Genomic DNA, 17753 nt, shown 5'->3' with positions numbered 1-17753 from the left:
GCAATAGGCAGCCGGTTCGTTTGTTTATTTTTTCGTAATCGGAATCCATACTTCACTTCGGTATTCCTCAGCATGAGTATCTCCCATGGTATATACTTCTAGCTCAGGCCCGCCTGAGTGCTCATAGTTGCTGGCAGGGAACCATTCCTGGTAAATTCTTTGCCATACCTTCTGGATCGAGTGAGGCATAGGGCCGATGGATGTAAACACGGCCCAGGTTGCAGCCGGGATGGTTCTGGCTTCTAATCCGTTCGAGGCTGCTACGTCTTCACTGCCCTCTGCGGCGATAAGGTAGCTAAACGTTTCTTCACCGTGCTTCATGTCCAGACATATACCGAGGATATCATCGCCTGTCCCCAAGGCATGAATGCGATCCGATGTGCCATCTGCGTTAAGTTGATCCCAGAATTTTGGGATTTCCCGAAGGTTTTCACCGTTCTTAGTAGTAACTTGAATGGACTTCCCAATGACCGTAAAGGCCGCCTTCTCTACAATTTTATAATCCATTTCCTGATCTCCCTTCAGTGATAGATGGAAGGTGATGCGTGGAAAGGCTTTCAGGTTCACTCCCGGGTTTCTGGCCTCAGAGGGAGAAATACCGTGTACCTTTCGGAACGCTTTAGAAAAAGATTCGGGGGAATCATATCCGTACTTGAACGCAACATCCAGTACTTTGGTGGTAGAAAGACTCAATTCCTGAGCAGCCAGGGTCAATCGACGTTTGCGCACATATTCTGCTACCGTAACGCCAGTTAGCATATAAAACATCCGTTGAAAATGAAAGGGCGACGAGTAGGCCGCCTTTGCAATTTCATCAATATCGAGGGGCTGCTGCATTCTTTCTTCCATTAGATCGAGTGCGTTCTTGATCCGAAGCAACCATTCCAACCACATCACCTTCCTTGGTTGTAATCATATCATTCACGGTGTCCGTCATCCTGTCTTTGCGTGCTTTTGTCGAACAGGATATCATCAGCCTGCCCCTTGTGTTCATAATTAAAATTTGGGACAATACAAGAAGTGTTTGAATAGCGCAGAGCGCTCAAACATGCTATGATGCAATGATAGTTGAGACGAGTCGTGATGGCTAGGGTTTATATATAGAAATACGAATTTTAACGTTTGAAAAGAGGATCGAACATGAAAAAGGAATCCATTTATGGATTAACGCTAGACCAATTGACAGCATGGCTCATGGAGCATGGACATAAAAAATCTCGGGCATTGCAGGTATGGGACGCATTGTATCGGAAACGGATTACTGATTTTGCGGCGATGACAGAGGTTCATGAGAATTGTACTCGCCTGTTGGCAGAGCACTTCTCTATTGAAACCCTGGAAGAACACGTGAAGCAACAATCAGCAGACGGGACAGTCAAGTTTTTGTTCCGTTTGCAGGATGGTAATTTGATTGAGACGGTATTAATGCGGCATAAGTTTGGATTATCCGTATGTGTGACGACGCAGGTGGGATGCAACATTGGATGTAGCTTCTGTGCAAGTGGGCTGTTGAAGAAGAGCCGTGACCTTTCCAGTGGTGAAATCGTAGGACAAATTATGAAGGTGCAGCTGTATCTGGACCAGGAACGTCCGGGCGACCGGGTCAGTCACGTTGTGGTAATGGGAATTGGCGAACCGTTTGATAACTTTGTGAACCTGTCCGATTTTATTCGGGTCATTAAGGATCATAAAGGGCTGGCGATTGGGCCGCGGCATATTACCGTGTCCACAAGTGGCCTTGCCGATAAAATCATTGAATTTGCTGATTCCGATCTGCACGTCAATCTTGCGATCTCCCTCCACGCTCCGAATAATGAGATTCGTACCCGCATTATGAAGATCAACCGGGCGATCCCGATTGAGAAGCTCATGCAGGCAATTGATTATTACTTGGACAAAACCAATCGTCGGATTACGCTGGAGTACATCTTGCTGAAGGATGTTAATGACGGTAAGGAGCATGCGCTCGAACTGGCTGAGCTGGTGGGCCATCGTCGCAATCTGGCGAACGTGAACCTGATTCCATACAATCCGGTGGATGAGCATAGTCAATACCAGCGGAGTGAGTCGGAATCGATTACTGGCTTCTATGATGTTCTGAAAAAACAAGGTATTAGCTGTAGTGTTCGGCTGGAGCACGGAGTCGACATTGATGCAGCCTGCGGACAGCTGCGCAGCAAGCAAATTCGCAAGGATGCCAATAGCAGCCGCAATGCGGAGCGCGAAGCTATTAGTTAAAATATACGAGCGTACTCTCTAACAGGAGTACGCTTTTTGTATACATGAGCCATCGAACAAAACGTCAACTATAAATGTGAAAATAGTCACGTAATAGTTGCTGCTTTTACGTTATAGTGAGTGGTTAGTGGAGGGGTTATATGGCTAACGTAATTTCAAATGTGGCGCTCGTTCCGGGCATTTATGTGATGAAGATAGAGGGGAAATTTAAGGGGAAGATGGGTCAGTTCTACATGCTGCGCAGCGGGAATGGTTACCCACTGCTGCCCAGACCCATCAGCATTTATGATATTGGGGAAGAGAGCATTTCCTTTTTGTATCGGGTTGTTGGAGAGGGGACCCATCTATTTTCCCAATTACAGCCTGGTCAGGAGATTCAATTGGAAGGACCCTTTGGAAACGGGTTTCCGCAGGTTAAGGGCAGTTTGGCTTTAATCGGCGGTGGCATGGGTACAGCACCATTGTTATTGGCTGCAAAATATTACCCGCATGCAGACGTTTATCTGGGATTTGCACAGCAGGCCTTCGGGGTTGAAGCGTTCGAGGCTGCGGCAGCATCTGTAGAGGTCAAGGTAGGGGGGAGCATCGTCGAGCAGGTCGATCCGGCTTGCTATACGAATATGTTTTCCTGCGGGCCAACTCCGATGTTGCAAGCACTCGCGCTGAAAACGGCGGGTACAGCGTCCCGCTTATATATTTCAACAGAAAGACATATGGCCTGTGGCATTGGCGCATGTTTGGGCTGCACCATGCGTACCCGTGGAGGCAATCGGAGGGTATGTAAGGAAGGGCCTGTATTCCCGGTGGAGGAGGTGGAGTTCGATGATCTCCATGGCGTGTAATATAGCAGGTGTACCGTTCAAAAACCCGATTATCATGGCATCCGGTACGTTTGGGTTCGGGCGTGAGTATGCGGAATTCTATTCTCCTGAGCTACTCGGGGGCATCGTCGGCAAGGGACTAACCCTTCATCCGAAGGCGGGGAATACGGGGCAACGAATACATGAGACAGCATCCGGTATGCTGAATAGTGTAGGATTGGAAAATCCGGGTGTGGCGGCTTTTTTGAAGGATGAACTGGATGACATGACTCGCTGGAATACGGCTGTTATTGCCAATGTGGGCGGCTCCAATCTGGAGGAATACGTACAGGCCGTAGCTATGATTACGGAAAACGCGCAAAAACGCCGTACAATGAACCGCAGAGGCGTCGACATGCTGGAATTGAACATTTCATGCCCCAATGTGAAGCAGGGTGGAATGCAATTTGGTATCCAGACAGAGGTAGCGCGGGAGGTGGTGCGTCAGGTGCGCAATGTGACGGCGCTTCCGCTAGTTGTCAAGCTGTCTCCAAATGCAGAGAACATCACGCAGATGGCGATTATGTGCGAGGAAGAAGGCGCCGACGGCGTTTCGCTGATCAATACATTTTCTGCAATGAAAATAGATATACGCCGGCGCCGCAGTGTGTTTGCCAACACGTATGCAGGCCTTTCCGGACCGGCAATCAAGCCGATTGCCTTGCGCATGGTTCACCAGGTGGCGCAGGCGGTATCCATTCCCGTGATCGGGATGGGCGGGATCAGCTCTGTGGAGGACATTATTGAATTCACCATGGCAGGGGCCGCCGCCATTCAGGTGGGAACGTATAATTTTGTCCATTTACATGCAGGAGCTGAGTTGGTATATGGACTAGAACAATGGATGCAGCAGGAAAAGGTGCAGTCGTTGGATGAGATACGAGGAATTTTGTAAATTTAGCACTCATATGTGTATAAACTTGAGCATACAAAACCGGCTTGTCTTCTAAGGCAAGCCGGTTTTGTATTTTATTTTACCGAACCAGCCAGACTTGACTAATGGTTAATATCGCATTTGTTCAAGATGAACGAAATTTGATTTTCCAGCCGGTGAATGGCTTCCTTGGATGCCTGGTCATTGGCACCTTGTGCCTGAAGCGTAGCGAGCTCCTGCTTGAGTTGATGAAGGTCTTCTCCTGCATGAGCGCAGTCGTAATTGCTCTCGAGATTGTCAATCATCCGTTATCCTCCCTTTCGTCAGGTATACGTCCTTATTATGGAGAATTGACCTTTCCTTATTCAGCATATTGTTTTATTTCAGATAAAGGCTGCGTTATCCACTAATGGGACGCGTAAAGCTTGTAAAATAAGAAGGGATTTTGTCAAACAATGTCGAATAAAAAGGGATTATAGGGGCAAGATAGGCTCTTCTTCCCATTGGAGAGCTTGATAAAGAAGCTGGGTGATAGGGTTGCGGTTAAAAGGTAAGTTGAAACCGAGAAGACAATTCAAAGTTTCGCTACAATTCATGATTATTATTTTGGTTGTTTTAGTTATTATTATTTCCTTGATTATATCCTTGCTTCTCATTCGTAATTTCGTGATTAACAAGCATTTTGATAATACGAAGGAAAAACTTTCAGGTATTGCCAAGGTGGTTGCCAGTGACAACGATGTTATTCGTAATGTTGAGCAGGGAGTCCCTGTGAAGCAGATCCAAGACTATTCGCTTGGAGTAATGCATAACGTTAATGTGGATTTTGTAGTCATACTGAACCACGATTTAATTCGGCTATCCCATCCGAATGAAACCATGATTGGCAAGCCGTTCTCTGATTTGGACGATGCCAGAAAAACACTATCCGGTCAGGGACATTTTTCTGAAAATATCGGTGTTTTAGGCCAAGGCTACCGTTATTTTACGCCGATATTTAATCAACAGAAAGAGGTCATTGGCATTGTATGTGTAGGACTGACCATGAGAACGCTAAATCATGATTTGATGCAGGCGCAGTATACCATTTTTGGAGGACTGATGCTGGGACTCTTTAGTGGAGTTCTGGGCGCGATCATTCTGGCACAAAAAATCAAAACGATCTTATTTGGGCTGGAACCACAAGAGATAGCAACACGATTACGTGAAAAAGTAATTATTGAAAACGAGGTCGCTGAAGGAATTATAGCCATTTCGGCTGACAAGAAAATTATGCTTATGAACAAGGAAGCTCAGGCCAAGTACCAACTGGCGAATCAAGACAGAAAAGCCCCGATTGGCGAGCAGATCGATACCAACTTTTATAACGCGCTCTTCAAGAAAGTGTTTGATAGTAAGAAGAAGATCAAGGACCGCTCGTTTTATGTGAATGGTATAGAAGTCATTGCGACAGTAACCCCTATACATGTAGAAAATGAGTTTTTTGGGGCAGTTGCTACACTGCGCGACCAATCCGAGATGATTCATCTTAGCAATCAGTTGAGTGGCACAAAATATTATATTAACTCTCTTCGCGGACAGACGCATGAGTTTATGAACAAAATGCACGTGATCTCCGGACTGATTGAGATGAGGAAATATGAAGAAGTCAGTCAGTATATTCAGCAGCTAAATCACCGGTATCAAAATGAAGTAGGCTTTCTAACAGAGAGGATTAAGGTTCCGGCTTTAGCAGGTTTTATTATGGGGAAAATCAACGAAGCACGCGAGCAGAATATTTCAGTGTTACTGGAAGAAAGCTCGAATGTATCCAATCTAGAGATGCAGGACATTGTTCATGATGTCATACACATATTGGGCAATTTTTTTGACAACGCGATAGACTCCATTTTACAAAAAAGGCAACCCGGCAAAATTGAATTGAAATTGAATTATGAGTGTGAGGGAAATGTGTTCATTTTGAAAGTGAAGGATAATGGTATGGGAATTGACTCTGAAATGCAACAAAGAATATTCGAGCATGGCTTCTCAACCAAAGGAGAGGACAGGGGGTACGGTTTGAATCTGGTTAAAACCATGGTGGACAATCACCAGGGCATCATTGAGATTGACAGCCAACCTGGTCTGGGAACAAGTATCTATGTAGAGTTGCCCTGTACATTGGAGGTGACGAGTGAATGAAGGTACTCATTGTTGAGGATGATCCTATGGTTGCTGAGCTCAATCAACAGTTTATTGAGCGTATGGACAACTTGGATGTGGTATGTAAAGCAGATACTGTCCAGAAGGCACAGGATTGTCTCCAGAAGTTCACACCTGATCTGGTATTGCTGGACGTTTATTTACCCGGGAAAAGTGGATTAACCTTGTTATCCCATATGCAGGAGCAGCAGTACCATGCTTCGGTTATTTTAATTACGGCTGCAAAAGATATCCAAACGGTAAAGGAAGCTGTTTTCTATGGAGTGGCAGACTACCTAATTAAGCCTTTTACATTCGAACGCTTTAAGCTGGCTGTTGAGAAAATCCAGCGTTTGGCCACGGTGATGGAGGAAGGGAACGGAATTAATCAAGCTGTCATTGATCAATATTTTAATAAAGAAGAGCCTATGGGTGTAGAAAAGAAAAAACCTGCTGAACAACTTTCCCCAAATCTATCGAAAAATCTGTCTAAAAACTTGTCCAAATTGACCATGACTACCATACTGAAGAGTATCCAAGAGCTGGACGGACCTTTTTCGGTTGAAACATTAGCCAGAGAAGTGGACTTGTCCCGTATTACAGTCAAAAAATATATTCAGTTCCTGGTAGACGATGGCTTCCTGATTGAATCGATAGAATACCACAAGGTTGGAAGGCCGCTAATGCTCTATCAGATCAATTCGGATATAAAAGAACCGCCATTTCCAGTATGATCTGGAGATAGCGGTTCTTTACTGTCCAATGAGTGTGCCAAGCTTCCTACCCTATTTCATAGCGAGAACAGGAAGTGGGACCAGATTGTCCGAAGAATGAGTTGTAATGATATCATGGAAGTTTTCGTAGCTGGTTTCAATCATGTTGGATAACGCAGTAACGGTATTCGAGCCGGCATGAGGTGTGACCAACACTCTTGGATACAGCTCCACAAGCTTCTGGATCGTTGGGTCCGGGAGCATTTGCCATGGGTCAAATGCTTTGAAGAATAGTTCTTCCTCTTTAGGAAAGACATCTGTTCCGAACCCTTCCAAATGATTGCTGAGCAAAGCATCCAGAATGGCTTGGTTATCTTGTAATTCCCCACGTGAGGTATTGATGAGAATAGACCCTTTTTTCATTTTTGCTAAAAAGCTGGCATTAATCATTTGGTCGTTCTGTCCCGGCAGGTAAGGAACATGCACACTGACGATATCACTCTCTGCCAGTAGTTCATCCAAGGTTGTGAATGGAATGACGGCCTTGGCAGCCTCCGATTGGTACACATCATAGCCGATAACAGAAGCTCCTAATCCTTTAAATAATTTGGCTTCCGTCAGGCCGATGCGACCGACCCCGATAATCCCAACTTTACAATTGTGAATCTCTTTGCTGAACGTATGCTCGTCCACAATAAAATTTTTGAAAGAGCTTTTGGTAGTCATATAAGCGGTGTGACGGAGCAGCATCATAGCAAGCGTTAAGGAAAGCTCTGCAATGGCATTCGGAGAGTAGGATGGCACACGTGCGACCTTCATTCCAAATTCGCTGCAGGCATCCAAATCAATATGGTTGATTCCGACGGTTCTGGTGAAAATATATTGAATGCCGTACTGATTGAATTTTGCGAGATTTTCCCGATTGGCAGCACAGTTTCCTCTTAACAAAACAGCATCGTGATGCTGGGCCAGTTCTGCATTGCTGGAGGTCAGCAGCTCTTCTACCAGCGTTAGCTGGAAGTTATATTTATTAAGCTCATGGAAATAGGGCTTCTCATATGAACGGGCACCATAGCAGATGATTTTTAACATGTTGTTTTCCCCCTGATTTAGAAAATTCCAATTTTATCGATGACATTGAGCGTAATAATCCACACCGGAATCATGACGACGGAAGTGATAGTTGATAGAAGCGATGCGTTGGAAGTTAGTACAGCTTCCTTATCAAAACTGATGGCATAGGCTGCGGCTACGGTAGCTGTAGGAGTAGCCATCATAATGACAATGGTAGATAAAGCGACAGTATCGACCGACAGAATATGAGATATAGTCAACAAAGCCAGCAAAACGATGTTCACAATAGGTACCAGCCAAACTTTAACAAGGCTGTAATACCATGATGTCTTGTCTGTAGCTGCCGACTTGAAGCTGATTTCACCCAAAGTTGAACCAATCGATAACCAGGCCAATGGTGAAGCTAGTCCGGCAAGGTAGGTCATGGGCTTGAACAACCAGACAGCGGTTTGATCAATTCTTAGAAAAGCAAACTGCTGAATGGTCCCATCCTCTGTAGCCACACTCATTTGTGGTAAATAACCCTGGAACAACCAAACAAACAAGCCTATAAAAGTCGCAATAACAATCGGATTCAAAAACATAGTTTTGAGATTTTTAAGCTCCATTTTTAAGCCGCTCATTTTGATATAGCCATAAGAATATAAGAAAATGCGGTAGCCTATATTAAAAATGGAACTGTACATCACTCCAGTAGGACCGTAAATGGCACCGACAATGGGAATTCCGAAAAAAGTAGTAGAACCGAAAATGGTTAGTACCCGCAAAACATCCTGCTTATCCTTGTTGTAGCTCAGGAAGAACGGCTTGGAGATAAAGATGAGAATGATATAAATGAGAATCCCCCATATTAAAACATTCATGCCCTGTTTTAATATTGTAGGATTGATATCCTGCATGAAAGAATTAAAGGCTAGTGCTGGTAGAGCCACAGTGAGAACAACCTTAGATAGCATCTTTCCTACGGCTGCGGTAAAAATCCCCTTCTTGCGGCAAAAGAAGCCGAGCAGGATAATAAAAACGGTAGAAGCGATAGAACTGACAATACTGTTATCTGTTAAGGTCGCTGTAATCATTTCTAGTAAAGACATAGATAAAACCCTCTCTTGTACCTTTTTTCACATAAATGCCGATGCAAAATGTGACAATGCAATTCCCTGATCTTTTGGCCAAAGTGTTTGGTTTGCACCTTTATAGTAAAAAAACTTTGTGAAAAAAAGAACAATATCTAATTAATTTAACTTATGAAACTAATTTAAAAAATTTATACGTCACATCAGGATGTAAATGTAAGGTGCTCATCAACATACATGCTATAATATAAAAAATTAAATCCAACCTAGTCAGTGGGTTAAATAGATTAGACAAGCAGGAGGGGCCGCATGAATCCGATACAACGTATAGTGAACAAATTTCAGCTGATCGTGCTGGACGGCGCAATGGCGACTGAATTGGAACGTCATGGGCATGATCTGAACGATAGCTTATGGTCGGCCAAAATACTCTATGAACATCCGGATTCGATCAAGCGTGTACATCAAGATTACTTTGAGGCTGGGGCAGACTGTGCAATTACGGCGAGCTATCAGGCCACTGTGGAAGGCTACGTTCAACGAGGGCTAAGCGAAAATGAGGCGTTGAAGCTGATTCAGTCATCGGTGCAGATTGCTTTACAGGCACGAGATGAGTTTTGGGCCGATGTGACGGCTACTGCAAGTCAGCAGCATCGTCCCAAGCCGCTGGTTGCGGCCTCTGTCGGACCCTATGGAGCGTTTCTCGCTGATGGTTCAGAGTATCGCGGTGATTACAAGCTGAGCGAAGAGCAGCTTATGGAGTTTCACAGGCCGCGCATGAAAGCTCTGATCGAGGCGGGAGCAGACATTTTAGCCTGTGAAACGATACCCTGCCTGGTGGAAGCCAAGGCTATTGCCCGCTTGCTGAAGGAATTCCCCGGTACGTATGCCTGGATCAGCTTTAGTGCAAAGGATGAGCAGCATATCAGTAATGGCGAGTCTGTCGCCGCATGTGCAAAGTGGCTGAATGAGCATGAGCAGGTGGCTGCGGTAGGGATCAATTGCACGTTGCCCAAATTCATTCCATCTCTTATTCACGAAATACACAGCCATACGGACAAGCCGGTGGTGGTATATCCCAATCTGGGGGAGGAATATGACCCGGTCACCAAGACATGGCAGGGCCATACTTGTACAGAAACGTTCGGACAGAGTGCCCGGCAGTGGTATGAAGCAGGAGCGCGTATGATTGGTGGCTGTTGTCGGACTCAGCCGCAGGATATTAAAGAAATCGTAGCATGGTCGAGAGAGATAAACGAGGATAAGCTTTAGGGAAAGGTATCATGGAGTTTTCCTCATTGCCGCAAAAGAACAAGCAGGCTGAACCAAGTTATGCTCCAGCAATGGAGCAACCTGGTTCAGCCTGCTTTTTGTACAAATAAATTTTTAAAGCCCCGCTTTGTTCAATACCTCTACCTCTCTACCTCTCTACCTCTTTGCCAATCCAGGTCAGCTTTCCACCAAACGTTCCAGCAGTGCGTCTCCATTGCGGCTGACCCGAATATAGGCGTAATGAGCGTTCTGTTCAACAGTACGTCCGGTTCCTTCAGGAATGAAATAATTCTCAATACCGTACAGAATACGAGAACCATTCCATTGTCCATTGAGAACAATTTCATGATGGGCAAGTTTCTCACCATCTTGATATAGACGATCAGCGATGTATACTCCTTGGCTATCTGGTGTGAGAACGACTTTAACCTTGCCTCGGTTCCAATCCTTCTCCTGAAGAGGGTTCTTGGAAGGAGGGGTAGAAATATCGTAATTCAGTGCCACATAATCGCCCTGCAACAGGGAGCGCGGGTCTATAGGAGCCAGCTTGAGCTTAACGGAGGCACCTGTGGCGAGCAGGGCTTCACTTCTCGCCGTCTGATAGCCGATAATTCCTAGCTGTAGCACAATGACAATGGCAATGAGTAACGGGCTTAAGCGCATAAAGCTAAAGCTGCGGTGGTCGGCATCGAATGCTGTTTTGCCGCTATGGGCCATTCGTCGATCGAACCACCAGGTAATTCCCAGTACAATGATTCCCAGTAGCGCCAGTGTAAAAGATTTATAGAGCAGCGTCCACAATAAATCATAGTATTTGAAGCCGATAAAAATAAACCAGAATACGACGCTTGTAATAGCCTCCAATTTTTGTTTGTGACGGATAAAGGCAAAGACCATCCATGTAACGATAACAAAATAAAAAATGTTCATGAACATATAAGAGTGTGGAATGACATCCTCGAAAAACGTCGTCCAAAACAGGAACAATAAGCTGAAGAATAATGAACTATCCCGAAGATGTCCTTTTAGCTCTGTCTTGGGTCTAAAGTAGCTTAGCCCATATAAGACGGCATTGAGAGCGAACAGGGCGAAGATGATGAACTTATAGGTCCAGTTCCAGCCATCCCACTCTTGATACTGTTGAAACAAAACAGTTGCCATATTCAGGTTTACAAAAGTATAGGCAAAAAATCGCTGCCTTTTCCCCTTGGAGCGAAACCATCCGGCGATGGAAACGATCAGAAATAATACCGAAAGTAGCGTCTGATCTGACCATAGAATGGCCGCCAGGCCGGTAATATAGCTGATGGTCAGCAGCGTATAACGGATTACAGAATCCAGCTTGGACTCTGGTATGACGATCATCGTAATCATCAGCAACAAAGACACGCCCAGCAGTACATATTCGGTGTGATTTACGTTCGTGCTAATCATAATCAGTCCGATGAGAGATATACTGCCAATCAGCACTCCAACCACTTTGATTATGCGAGATACGGTTTTGGTGATCCACTCACTGCTATGTTCCTCAGGGACGACTGTCTCATCCGGGGATGGTTTTCCCAAACGATTTAAATAACGGAAAAACCATACGTTACCCGTCAATAACAGTGCCACAAAAATCAACCCGAAAACAAAGAATAGTGATGAAGAGTACGCCTCTGCCAGCTCTATAAATTTAAAGACAGCAAACGCCGAGAGCGCCAATGCATTCAAGGTCAGTAACGTTTTATTCAGCCGAACCTTGATAAATATATAAAATCCTAAAGCAATCACAGCGATATGCGGTATATTCATGATTAGGCCATATCCATCGAATGCAAAGGAGTTGGTCATCGCCAACATAGCTATATGGAGAACAGTAAAGCTCATATATTGTAGTGGAGCCGAATGTATACGATGAAGGAACGTCAATAGAAATAGCATCAGATTGAATATTGCGAACACTCCAGCGATGGACAACGATTCCAGTTGGCTATAAGACGGGCTTTGCATCGTTGGATAGAAGTAAAGCCATACCCCTAAATGAATCAGTACATAAGACAGCATATATAAAGGATTGTAGCGAGTAATCCAGCTAAGCAGTAAAGCCGGCACTGACCAAATGAAAAACAACCCGTAGCTGTCCGCATGGGAGTTGTAAATTTGACCGAGCAACGCCACGGAAACGCCGAAGGCTACACAGCCAGCCACCAGAAATATATTGGACAGAAAAGCTTGTTGCCCGGGAACAGCACGTATACGTGCAAATACAAAAGATAAGCCATAAAACAAAACAATAAGCGCAACAGCTAGCACGATTTTGACTGTTCGATCCAGTCCGCCCCAATTGGAGGCGAAAAAATAAATAATCGCAGCCAGTATCAGTGAGATGCCCAGCAGATAACCTGTACGTATAGCATTGAATCGCAGCATGGAATTCACGTACCTTTCCTGTTGGTTTGATGCTTATTATAGCGTTGATAGCGCTCAGAACCAAGTACAAATTAGGATCAGGTCATAAAAAAGGGAGAGCCGCCGTATGATGGTGGTTCTCCTGTATCATTACTGGATTCCGACTAAGCGTTGGCAGTGCGGATCTCTTGCCGGGACTGATGCCGGAAGCGATACTCTCGGGGTGGGATTCCTGCTGTTTTCTTAAATGCTTTGGAAAAGGTGGACATATCGGTATATCCGATGGATTGGGCGATAATCGACAAATTGTAAGTAGTTTGTTCCAGCAATCTTTTGGCTTCGTTAATCTTGAGAGTTTGCAAATACTTGGCGGGGGATATGAGAAAGGTGGAATGGAATTTACGTGAAAAATGCGCACGATCCACACCTACATGCTCAGCAATTTGCTCGATTGTAACACGGTCACAATAATGCATTTCGATGTAATCTTTCCCCTGCTGGAGCCAATAATCAGAGCATACAGAGTTGCGCAGAGCGCCAGATGTGTTGCGGGACAACTCCTCGAAGATCTGGTGTAGTGTAATTAAGCGGGCCAGATCGCTGCCCTGTCTGTTGTGGTCGTTGACGATGGAAAATAGGTTGGAGATCAGCTCGAGGATGTCCTCGCTCACTGCGTTAGCTATAAATGGCTTAGAGGGGGTAATCCCGATCCGCTCGAGTAGCGCCAGTGATTTTGGTCCCTCAAAGGCAATCCATACCTTTTGTAACGGGTGCTCTTGGTTGGTGTAATATTCATGGGCAAGATGGGGGGGGGAACAGAATAAATCAGACTTTTGGACACGATACTTCTTTTCCTTATAAATGAACTCAGCCTGCCCTTCAAGTACAAAAATAAAATAAAAATAAGGGACAGCCTTGGGGCCGACATGACAGCTTGTTTTCGAAATATCCATACCCAGTCTGACCGGCCAAATAGCACTGGATTTTTCTAGTTCGGTTGTTGTGAAATAATGGTCTTCCACGATGTCGAAGTGATCTTCATTCTTTGTTCTTCTCATATTGTCACCTCTCCTTTGGTGGAGATAAGGGAATTTTGATTTTATTGTATATAAAGGAAAGTGTAATTACAAGTTAATTCATTGGAATTTGGGGTTATAAAATTAAATCGCTTTATAGAGGATACTGTTTATACCTGCTGTCGGATCGTGTCATGGGTAAAACATTCGAATCCAGTAGCATTCAGATATGCATGATAAAGGCTCCATGGCTGGTAAGAGACGAGCCGTGGAGCTTTATGAGTTCGGTGCTATACGATTAGCCTATGTCTATACGTTCAGGATTCCTTCTTTTGGGGTAACATTAAAGGCTTTAGCCAGATCGGCCAATTCCTGATCTGTAATCCGTTGCTTGATCTCATGCTGAGCAATCAGCATATAAATTTGTGCTGCTTTTTCAATCGTTTCAATCAGGCCAAACGCTTCATCAATGGAGCTACCTGTTCCGAAAATGCCGTGATGAGGCCATAATACAGCGTGATGATCCTTCATTTTTTTCGCTGTTTCGCGGCCGATTTCGCTGGAGCCTGGCACCATCCAAGGGATTACACCGATACCGTCTGGAAAGACTACGATACATTCGGTACACATTTCCCACAGCGTTTTGGTGAATTGGTTTTCGTCCAAACTATGAATAAAGGTCATGGCAATGACATGAGTGGCATGATTATGGATCACAACCCGATGGTTAGGATCGACCTTCAAGCGTTCAATGTGGCTCATAAAATGAGATGGCAATTCGCTGGTAGGAACCGCGTCATGCTTGAGGCCCCACAAAATTTCTAACTGCTCACCATCTTGGGATACACGCAGGACTCCTAAATTGGCTTCCGGATCGGCAATAACGTTTTTGAAGTACTTGCCTGATCCAGTGACGATAAAATATTTGCCTGCCAGTTCATTCACTGGGAAAGCGGGTTTAATCGTTCGAATGACTTTTTGAATATCAATATATTTGGCAACCTCGGCCTCATCCAGAATATAACTTACATTGCCTCCATTGCGTTCATCCCAGCCGAATTTCCACATGTTTTGCGTAATTTCCGCCATCTCGCGAACAAATGGGATATCCAGTCCTGATTTTCGTTCTTTTTGATTCTCCAGCACAGTAGTCATGGATGATCTCTCCCTTTGGATGATATAAATATAAAATTATCAGTGCAGTAGTTTATCGTTTCAGCAGGACCTGGTGTTCATAGTTTTTAGCTTCGGTTAGCCATTCCTCACGAACGGGAACGCCGTTTTGAGCGCAATAGTAATCCCATACAGCCCCAAACGGATAGAATTTAAACTCTTCGGCCAAGGCAAGGCGTGTCGTGAAGTCTCTTTCCTCTTCGGCTTTTTTCAGTTCCTCAATCGGTTCCAGCATGGCGCGAAGCAGCGCTTTGATGGTATTGCGTGTTCCAATGACCCAAGCAGCCACATGGTTAATGCTTCCATCAAAGAAATCAAGGCCGATATGAGTGCGGGAGAGCAGCTCACCGCGAACCAGCTCACGGGCAATGTCCAGCAATTCGTCGTCCATCGTCACGACATGATCGCTATCCCAACGAACAGGTCTGCTGACATGGAGCAATAATTGATCGGTAAACATCAGCACAGAGGACAGTTTGTTCGAAATAACTTCTGTCGGGTGGAAGTGACCGGAATCGAGACAGATAGATTTACCCCGTGTCAGGGCGTAACCCATATAGAACTCATGAGAGCCGACGACATAGCTTTCCGAACCGATGCCGAACAGTTTACTTTCAACTGCATCGATGTTGTAATCTTGACTAATTTCCTCACTGAAAATCTCGTCCAGAGCGTCCCGCAGACGTTCTCTTGGAGCCAAGCGATCCACCGGGGTATCCTTGTAACCATCCGGCATCCAGTGGTTTGTGACACATGGCTGACCGAGTTCTTTACCGAAATGTTCTGCAATCCTGCGTGATTTTTTACAGTGTGTGATCCAGAAATCGCGAATATCCGGATCCTTGTGACTTAGTGTGAAGCCATCCTCCGCTTTGGGGTGGGAGAACAGGGTCGGATTAAAATCAAGTCCAAGCCCTTGCTGTTTGGCCCAGTCTACCCAGTTCTGAAAGTGGCGTGGCTCCAGTTGATCCAAATCTACTTGTTCTGTAGTATCCGCATAGATCGCATGCAGATTAACCTTGTGTTTACCGGGGATGAGCGATAGAGCTTTTTCTAAATCCTGACGCAGCTCATTAGGCGTGCCTGCTCTACCTGGGTAGCTGCCTGTTACGGCAATTCCCCCGCTAAGCTGTTTATCTTTGAACAGGAAACCCTGCACATCGTCTCCCTGCCAGCAGTGTAGTGATATTTTAATTTGTGAGAGCTTCCGTAAAACGTCATCCACCTGAATACCGTGGCGGGCATACAGCTTTTTCGCTTCGTTATAACTCGCTTCAATGGCTTCGTTCATGACTTTACTCCTTTATTGAGATATGTGAGTAGGGGATGTTGCTTGTATTTTGAGGCGTTCCCAGCGATCCAGAAGTTCTTTCATGCCTTCCACTGATTGCGGCTCATATAGCCGAGTCGGGAAGGAGTTAGCTATGGTTCGGCCAGCAGCTTTCAGATCTCCAAGAGCACCAGAGCTGATTAATTGCACGACAATATTGCCGATGGCCGTCGATTCGGAAGGTCCTGCCTGAACCTCGATTTCTAAAAAGTCGGCTGTTAGCTGACATAGTAATTCGTTGTTAGCGCCTCCGCCGACAATGTACAATCTGGTAATCGTTTCGTCCGTTAAATGTTGTAGTTCATGTAAAGCGTCTCGGTAGCTTAAGGCCAGACTATCGAAAATACAGCGGGCAAGCGCGCCAGGTGTGTGCGGGATAGGCTGCCCGGTTTCTTCACAGAACCTCTGAATCTCAAGGGTCATACTATCTGGATTTAAGAATGAGGACTGGTTGCAGAGGGCGAGACTGACAAATGGTGTCTCTGCTGAAGCCAATTCGGCCAATTCAGCAAAACTATGTGCAGAGCCTCCCTCTCTTCTAACCTCCTGAATCATCCATAAGCCCATAATATTTTTCAAAAAACGGTACGTATCGTAAGCGCCCCACTCATTGGTGTAGTTCGCCTGCATAGCTGTCTTGGTATTCAAGGGTTGGGATCGTTCCATACCCAGTAGCGACCATGTTCCACTGCTAATATAAGCCCAAGACTCTTCCCGCGATGATGGAACACCTGCAACCGCTGAGGCGGTATCGTGCGTAGGCACAAGGATGAGCTGACAGTCGGGAAGATCGTACTTCCGAACAAGCTCCGGCAAGATGGAGCCCAGAACGCGTCCAGGCTCAGCCAGCTCCGAAAATTGATTGCGCCGAAGCTGGAGCAGGGAGAGCAGATCCTCATCAAATTCTCGGGTGTTCACGTTGAGAAGCTGCATCGTGGATGCATTGGTCATTTCATTGACCATAATGCCAGTCAAGCGATAGTACAGATAATCGGGAACCATCAATATTTTATCTGCCTGGGCGAGTTGTTCCCGATCATGGACGAACAACTGATACAAGGTATTAAAGTTTAGTTCCTGGATGCCCGTTTTCTCATATACATCTTCTCGGCTGATGAGCTGGTGCAGCTTATCGGGGGTATGGAGAGTGCGTGCATCGCGGTATGCGTACACCTCATGGATGCGATGACCTTCCTTATGAAGTAACACGTAATCTACAGCCCATGTATCAATGCCGAGCGTACAGGATTCAATTCCATTTTGCTTAGCTTTTTGCAGTCCTTGAATGATCTCATCAAATAAATTGTCTATGTTCCAGTAATTGTGCCCGTGCCTCTCAGTAAAGGAGTTGTTGAAACGATGAAGCTCTTGCAAGTGAATTTGTTCACCTTGTAGGGTTGCACTCACGAGTCTTCCGCTTGAAGCTCCAATATCAACAGCAAGATAGTTGTTCATATCTAATCTCCTTGCATGGTGAAGTCCTGGCAGCCTGAAAGTCTGCCTTTTGTTTCTTAACTAATTCCATACTACTTCCGTTTGTCTGTGTAGTCAACAA

Annotated in this window: 15 protein-coding genes; 6 read left to right on the top strand and 9 right to left on the bottom strand. The window is 45.3% G+C overall.

All coding sequences use genetic code 11. The annotated features are described in order from the left end of the window. Window positions 1-24 precede the first annotated feature (24 nt). Window positions 25-894, bottom strand: coding sequence for an AraC family transcriptional regulator (locus tag EGM68_RS25105; RefSeq protein ID WP_013373769.1), 870 nt, complete (start codon window positions 892-894; stop codon window positions 25-27). Window positions 895-1140: 246 nt separating this feature from the next. Between EGM68_RS25105 and rlmN the strand changes: the two genes are divergently transcribed. The 3 genes from rlmN (at window position 1141) to EGM68_RS25085 (ending at window position 3993) form a co-directional block, all read left to right on the top strand. Then, window positions 1141-2238 (top strand): dual-specificity RNA methyltransferase RlmN, encoded by a 1098-nt coding sequence (gene rlmN, locus EGM68_RS25095; RefSeq protein ID WP_129550246.1) that lies wholly within the window; start codon window positions 1141-1143, stop codon window positions 2236-2238. 140 nt (window positions 2239-2378) lie between these two features. Then, window positions 2379-3080 (top strand): dihydroorotate dehydrogenase electron transfer subunit, encoded by a 702-nt coding sequence (locus tag EGM68_RS25090; RefSeq protein ID WP_129550245.1) that lies wholly within the window; start codon window positions 2379-2381, stop codon window positions 3078-3080. Then, complete coding sequence (locus EGM68_RS25085; protein WP_129550244.1) at window positions 3061-3993, top strand: dihydroorotate dehydrogenase; 933 nt, start codon at window positions 3061-3063, stop codon at window positions 3991-3993. Before EGM68_RS25090 ends, EGM68_RS25085 begins: the two co-directional genes overlap by 20 nt. Window positions 3994-4094: 101 nt before the next feature. On the opposite strand, the gene EGM68_RS25080 is transcribed toward EGM68_RS25085, so the two are convergent. Further along, window positions 4095-4277, bottom strand: coding sequence for a hypothetical protein (locus EGM68_RS25080; protein WP_013373763.1), 183 nt, complete (start codon window positions 4275-4277; stop codon window positions 4095-4097). A 250-nt stretch (window positions 4278-4527) separates the two neighbouring features. Between EGM68_RS25080 and EGM68_RS25075 the strand changes: the two genes are divergently transcribed. Both EGM68_RS25075 and EGM68_RS25070 read left to right on the top strand, forming a co-directional pair. Beyond that, a complete protein-coding gene (locus tag EGM68_RS25075) occupies window positions 4528-6153 on the top strand; it encodes an ATP-binding protein (protein ID WP_240664107.1) in 1626 nt (541 codons plus the stop codon). After that, the gene (locus EGM68_RS25070; RefSeq protein ID WP_090737663.1) at window positions 6150-6887 is read left to right on the top strand and encodes a response regulator; all 738 of its coding nucleotides are present in this window, start codon (window positions 6150-6152) and stop codon (window positions 6885-6887) included. The genes EGM68_RS25075 and EGM68_RS25070 overlap by 4 nt, the downstream gene beginning before the upstream one ends. Window positions 6888-6938: 51 nt before the next feature. Here the strand turns inward: EGM68_RS25070 and EGM68_RS25065 are convergent, their stop codons facing one another. Both EGM68_RS25065 and EGM68_RS25060 read right to left on the bottom strand, forming a co-directional pair. After that, on the bottom strand, window positions 6939-7958 hold the full coding sequence (locus EGM68_RS25065) for a 2-hydroxyacid dehydrogenase (RefSeq protein ID WP_129550243.1): 1020 nt from the start codon (window positions 7956-7958) through the stop codon (window positions 6939-6941). A 17-nt stretch (window positions 7959-7975) separates the two neighbouring features. Beyond that, window positions 7976-9031 (bottom strand): AEC family transporter, encoded by a 1056-nt coding sequence (locus tag EGM68_RS25060; protein WP_013373759.1) that lies wholly within the window; start codon window positions 9029-9031, stop codon window positions 7976-7978. 291 nt (window positions 9032-9322) lie between these two features. Between EGM68_RS25060 and mmuM the strand changes: the two genes are divergently transcribed. Next, on the top strand, window positions 9323-10285 hold the full coding sequence (gene mmuM, locus EGM68_RS25055; RefSeq protein WP_129550242.1) for a homocysteine S-methyltransferase: 963 nt from the start codon (window positions 9323-9325) through the stop codon (window positions 10283-10285). Between the two features lie 177 nt (window positions 10286-10462). Here the strand turns inward: mmuM and EGM68_RS25050 are convergent, their stop codons facing one another. The 5 genes from EGM68_RS25050 to rhaB all read right to left on the bottom strand — a co-directional run bounded on the left by EGM68_RS25050 (window position 10463) and on the right by rhaB (window position 17653). After that, a complete protein-coding gene (locus tag EGM68_RS25050) occupies window positions 10463-12700 on the bottom strand; it encodes a GDYXXLXY domain-containing protein (RefSeq protein ID WP_206099063.1) in 2238 nt (745 codons plus the stop codon). A gap of 143 nt (window positions 12701-12843) precedes the next feature. Continuing rightward, a complete protein-coding gene (locus tag EGM68_RS25045; RefSeq protein ID WP_129550240.1) occupies window positions 12844-13737 on the bottom strand; it encodes a helix-turn-helix domain-containing protein in 894 nt (297 codons plus the stop codon). A 267-nt stretch (window positions 13738-14004) separates the two neighbouring features. Further along, window positions 14005-14850 (bottom strand): rhamnulose-1-phosphate aldolase, encoded by an 846-nt coding sequence (gene rhaD / locus EGM68_RS25040; protein WP_064962795.1) that lies wholly within the window; start codon window positions 14848-14850, stop codon window positions 14005-14007. A gap of 52 nt (window positions 14851-14902) precedes the next feature. Continuing rightward, window positions 14903-16159, bottom strand: a complete 1257-nt coding sequence (gene rhaA / locus EGM68_RS25035; protein WP_129550239.1) for an L-rhamnose isomerase — start codon at window positions 16157-16159, stop codon at window positions 14903-14905. A gap of 12 nt (window positions 16160-16171) precedes the next feature. Beyond that, window positions 16172-17653 carry a rhamnulokinase gene (rhaB, locus tag EGM68_RS25030; protein WP_129550238.1) on the bottom strand — a complete coding sequence of 494 codons (1482 nt, stop codon included), beginning with the start codon at window positions 17651-17653 and terminating at the stop codon, window positions 16172-16174. Window positions 17654-17753: the final 100 nt, after the last annotated feature.

The organism is Paenibacillus sp. M-152, assembly GCF_003856555.1.
Lineage (GTDB): Bacteria > Bacillota > Bacilli > Paenibacillales > Paenibacillaceae > Paenibacillus > Paenibacillus polymyxa_C.
Note: the sequence above shows the minus strand (reverse complement) of the source record. Positions and strands in the feature narration are given on the sequence as shown.

Excerpts from the sequence above, each read along its gene's own strand:
- EGM68_RS25105 (WP_013373769.1), bottom strand. The coding sequence starts at position 894 with ATGTGGTTGGAATGGTTGCTTCGGATCAAGAACGCACTCGATCTAATG.
- rlmN (WP_129550246.1), top strand. The coding sequence starts at position 1,141 with ATGAAAAAGGAATCCATTTATGGATTAACGCTAGACCAATTGACAGCA.
- EGM68_RS25090 (WP_129550245.1), top strand. The coding sequence starts at position 2,379 with ATGGCTAACGTAATTTCAAATGTGGCGCTCGTTCCGGGCATTTATGTG.
- EGM68_RS25085 (WP_129550244.1), top strand. The coding sequence starts at position 3,061 with ATGATCTCCATGGCGTGTAATATAGCAGGTGTACCGTTCAAAAACCCG.
- EGM68_RS25080 (WP_013373763.1), bottom strand. The coding sequence starts at position 4,277 with ATGATTGACAATCTCGAGAGCAATTACGACTGCGCTCATGCAGGAGAA.
- EGM68_RS25070 (WP_090737663.1), top strand. The coding sequence starts at position 6,150 with ATGAAGGTACTCATTGTTGAGGATGATCCTATGGTTGCTGAGCTCAAT.
- EGM68_RS25065 (WP_129550243.1), bottom strand. The coding sequence starts at position 7,958 with ATGTTAAAAATCATCTGCTATGGTGCCCGTTCATATGAGAAGCCCTAT.
- EGM68_RS25060 (WP_013373759.1), bottom strand. The coding sequence starts at position 9,031 with ATGTCTTTACTAGAAATGATTACAGCGACCTTAACAGATAACAGTATT.
- mmuM (WP_129550242.1), top strand. The coding sequence starts at position 9,323 with ATGAATCCGATACAACGTATAGTGAACAAATTTCAGCTGATCGTGCTG.
- EGM68_RS25050 (WP_206099063.1), bottom strand. The coding sequence starts at position 12,700 with ATGCTGCGATTCAATGCTATACGTACAGGTTATCTGCTGGGCATCTCA.
- EGM68_RS25045 (WP_129550240.1), bottom strand. The coding sequence starts at position 13,737 with ATGAGAAGAACAAAGAATGAAGATCACTTCGACATCGTGGAAGACCAT.
- rhaD (WP_064962795.1), bottom strand. The coding sequence starts at position 14,850 with ATGACTACTGTGCTGGAGAATCAAAAAGAACGAAAATCAGGACTGGAT.
- rhaA (WP_129550239.1), bottom strand. The coding sequence starts at position 16,159 with ATGAACGAAGCCATTGAAGCGAGTTATAACGAAGCGAAAAAGCTGTAT.
- rhaB (WP_129550238.1), bottom strand. The coding sequence starts at position 17,653 with ATGAACAACTATCTTGCTGTTGATATTGGAGCTTCAAGCGGAAGACTC.